Below are 2,551 nucleotides of genomic sequence, written 5' to 3' on the forward strand. Positions count from 1 at the left end.
ATGACCTGCGAGATCCCCACCAAGGGTAACTTCATCACCTTGGATATTGGTGACAACCCCATCGTTATTGTGCGCGGTAGTGAAGGCGTTATTCATGCGTTTCACAATGTGTGCCGCCACCGTGGTTCGCGTCTGTGCGTAAAAGATAAGGGCAAAGTGGCGAAACTTGTCTGCCCGTATCACCAGTGGACGTACGAGCTTGATGGCCGCTTGCTGTTTGCCGGTAGCGACATGGGCACTGACTTCGACCTCAACCAGTTTGGCCTCAAGCCAGTCAACGTCCAAACCGCTGGCGGCTTCATCTTTATCAACCTGAGCGAAGAGCCACCTGCAATTGACGATTTTCTGACAACGCTTGAGCATTATCTTGAGCCATACCAGATGGATAACGTCAAGGTTGCCACCGAATCCAGCATCGTTGAGCAAGCCAACTGGAAGCTTGTGATCGAAAATAATCGCGAGTGCTACCACTGTAACGGCGCGCACCCTGAACTGCTTAATTCGTTGCAAGAGTTTGATGATACCGACGACCCCCGCGCAACACCCGCCTACAAAGCGCTGGTGGCACGTAAACAAGCAGACTGGGACGCAGAGCAGGTACCTTACCAATTGAAACGGTTTGGTAAACGCAATCGCCTGACGCGTACGCCGCTACTGGATGGCATTGTCTCCATGACAATGGATGGTAAGCCCGGCAGCAAGAAACTGATGGGACGTTTATCAAGCCCCGATATGGGCTCACTACGCATCCTTCATCTGCCCAACTCATGGAACCATTTCATGGGCGATCACGCGGTGGTATTTCGCGTATTGCCAATTGGTCCGCAGCAAACCGTGGTAACCACTAAGTGGCTTGTCCACAAGGATGCCGTGGAGGGAGTCGACTACGACCCAGAACAGCTTCGCCGAGTATGGGATGCCACCAACGACCAGGATCGCCAGCTCGCCGAAGAGAACCAGCGCGGTATCAACTCAAAGGCTTATCAGCCTGGACCTTATTCTGAAACCTATGAGTTCGGTGTTATCGATTTTGTCAATTGGTACGCTGCTCGCATGCTTGAGAATCTAGGCCACGAGGCACCCACGTTACAGCTAGCCCAAGGCTAGCGACGTCATTCAACACAAGACACACGATTAACTGGCCCGCTGATGCGGGCCAGGCTTGTTTGGGCGGCACGCATAGGAACATTGATCATCAACCGTCACTAGGATCCAGCCATAAGCGCTAACCATGTGTACAGGCAAAAGACACATATGTACACTATATCGCAACTCTCCTAAAGGTTAGCCCAATGACCTCCTCTCATACGTCCACCACCAAAGGCTCCCAAGACGTCTGGCTTGATGCGGCGTTTGAGACGCTACTAGAATCAGGCATCGATAGCGTACGTATTCAGCCCCTGGCCAAGCGTCTAAAGCTTTCTCGAACCAGTTTCTACTGGTTCTTTAAAGACCGTGAGTCACTGCTCGAAGCACTGATCGCGCGCTGGCGTGAAAAGAATACCCAAGGGCTGGTGCATCAGACGGAAGCTTATGCCGAGAACATCGTCGAGGCGATGCTTAATGTCTTTGACTGCTGGTTGAACCCTGACTTATTCGACTCTCCGCTAGAGTTCGCCATGCGCAGTTGGGCGCTACAATCGGCGCCGGTGGTAAGTGAGATCGAGGCTGCCGATGCCACACGCATCGAAGCCCTAACACGCATGTTCCAGCGCTACGGTTATGATTCATTGGCAGCTAACGTCCGTGGCCGCACGATCTACCTAACCCAGATCGGTTATATCTCGATGAAGACTCAAGAGCCGCTCAAAGTGCGCATGCAGCGCATCCCCGCCTATGTCGAAATATTCACCGGCCAGCCTCCTGGCGTCAGGGAACTGCAACGCTTCCATGCCCGCCATGGATATGTAGCAGAATAGTAAGCCGATGCCGTCGAGTCGCGTAACACCCACGCAACCCTCTATGACGCACTCAGGTTAGCCAAAAATCTGCCATATAAAGTGCTGATCCTCACCGTTCCCGATGAGAACCGACACAGCATCAGCTCTGCTTGGACTCAGTCGGGAGAGAGTCCCCGTAGACGCTCACTACGCCGACGTAGCAGCTCAAGCGTGGTAAGCAGCAGCATCGAGAGCAGCACCAGCAGGGTCGCAACCGCAAGGATTGTCGGGCTAATCTGCTCGCGAATGCCCGACCACATTTGAATCGGCATGGTACGTTGCTCGGGCCCTGCAATGAATAGCACCACCACTACCTCGTCGAAGGACGTAATGAAAGCAAACAGCGCTCCTGATACCACTCCCGGTGTCACCAGAGGCAGTACCACCTTAAAGAAGGTTCGTGTCGGGTTAGCGCCGAGACTATGCGCCGCGCGGATCAGCGTAGTATCGAAGCTCGATAGCGTAGCGGTCACGGTGATGACCACAAAGGGAATGCCGAGCGCCGTATGCGCGAGGATGACGCCAACGTAGGTCTGGGCGAGATTGACCTTGGAAAAGAAGAAGAACATCGCCGCCGCAGAGATGATCAACGGTACGATCATCGGCGAGAT

General features: G+C 53.8%; 3 protein-coding genes. 2 read left to right on the top strand and 1 reads right to left on the bottom strand.

Annotation, left to right across the window (positions count from 1 at the left end; all coding sequences use genetic code 11):
• Together AC0UA9_RS17370 and AC0UA9_RS17375 are read left to right on the top strand one after the other, a co-directional pair.
• On the top strand, positions 1–1,107 hold a 1,107-nt coding region (locus tag AC0UA9_RS17370; protein WP_475661989.1), incomplete at its 5' end, for an aromatic ring-hydroxylating dioxygenase subunit alpha.
• A gap of 185 nt (positions 1,108–1,292) precedes the next feature.
• Positions 1,293–1,919 (top strand): TetR/AcrR family transcriptional regulator, encoded by a 627-nt coding sequence (locus AC0UA9_RS17375; protein WP_268764850.1) that lies wholly within the window; start codon positions 1,293–1,295, stop codon positions 1,917–1,919.
• A 137-nt stretch (positions 1,920–2,056) separates the two neighbouring features.
• On the opposite strand, the gene AC0UA9_RS17380 is transcribed toward AC0UA9_RS17375, so the two are convergent.
• A partial coding sequence (locus tag AC0UA9_RS17380; RefSeq protein ID WP_475661991.1) for an ABC transporter permease occupies positions 2,057–2,551 on the bottom strand: 495 nt, incomplete at its 5' end.

The sequence above is a fragment of the Colwellia sp. F1 genome, from assembly GCF_056238625.1.